Genomic DNA, 1121 nt, shown 5'->3' with positions numbered 1-1121 from the left:
TTTTTAAATTCCTAGAAATGCTTTGATGGTTGTAAATCCATTTTCGGTCTGTAAATAGGTGAGCGCTTTTGGACTTTTTGATAGTATCACAAGCCGTGTCAACACTTCTGTGGGTAGCGTATTGAGCGTTGTGAAGGCTTCCGTTCGTAAATCAGTGTCTAAATCGTTGTTTCCTTTTATGTGTATCATGCTATTTGTTGTGTTTAACTTATTTGAAATTGGGTGAATAATTGCTGCATCGCCAAAGCAAAGTCTTTGTTTCTAACCATGTTTTTATAGGTTTTGTAGATGACTCCTACATCGGTATCGCTTACGCGCTCACTGGCAATAAATTCAATGAACTGCTTTTTTTCACTTGATAGATTTGACGGTGTTCCCATACCCACTTGTGGCGGCTGCGCGCCCATAATTTGTGGCAAAGCAGGCGCAAGATTGGCGGCAATGGTTTTCATCGCTTCGCTATCCATAAAAGACTTACGGTTTAAATCCGCTTGCAGGATGGCGAGTTCTTTCTGCTTCTCTGCGGTGTTGACTTCCAATCTGAGCGAGTTGTTTTCTTCTTTGAGCATGCGCTCAGAGGATTGTATGTCTTTGTAACTGCTTTTTAAATCCTCGTGACGTTCTTTTAAATCTTCGTATTTAGCCGTGAGGGCTTCCAGCTTGCTCTCTGCGGGATGCACACCCATCATAGGATTACCCATGCCGTAATACGGCGTATTTATCCGATGGGATGGTAGCTGATTTTCCGCTATTGACTGATTTGGATATTGTTGCTGTTCCATACGCTGATTGTTTGTTTGCTCACTACTGAATTGTAAGGTTATAGGCTCGCCGATAATCTTGGAAGTTGTTCCATTGGAAACCCGTAAGACTATTTTTGTACCACTTGGAAATCCTTCATTTTTTAAACTTCTTAAAAAAGGCAAAATGCCTTGCCATCCGCTTTCAATATGCTCTTTGGTAAAGAGGTATTTGTTTTTGCTCACATGCGGGTTTATCTTTTTAGTTCCCATGTATTCCACGCTAATGGAATTGTTGGGATGCTGTGATAGATGATGCGCGATGTGTTGCATCTTGTTGTGACTTGTTGCGGATTGTTGCATCTTGTTGCGTTTTGTTGC

Annotated in this window: 2 protein-coding genes; both read right to left on the bottom strand. The window is 41.4% G+C overall.

Annotation, left to right across the window (positions count from 1 at the left end; genetic code table 11):
* Positions 1 to 3: 3 nt before the first annotated feature.
* A complete protein-coding gene (locus tag C8N46_RS20095) occupies positions 4 to 189 on the bottom strand; it encodes a hypothetical protein (protein WP_108116886.1) in 186 nt (61 codons plus the stop codon).
* A gap of 14 nt (positions 190 to 203) precedes the next feature.
* A partial coding sequence (locus C8N46_RS20090; RefSeq protein WP_211314521.1) for a hypothetical protein occupies positions 204 to 1121 on the bottom strand: 918 nt, incomplete at its 5' end.

Source organism: Kordia periserrulae (assembly GCF_003054265.1).
Lineage (GTDB): Bacteria > Bacteroidota > Bacteroidia > Flavobacteriales > Flavobacteriaceae > Kordia > Kordia periserrulae.
Note: the sequence above shows the minus strand (reverse complement) of the source record. Positions and strands in the feature narration are given on the sequence as shown.

Excerpts from the sequence above, each read along its gene's own strand:
- C8N46_RS20095 (WP_108116886.1), bottom strand. The coding sequence starts at position 189 with ATGATACACATAAAAGGAAACAACGATTTAGACACTGATTTACGAACG.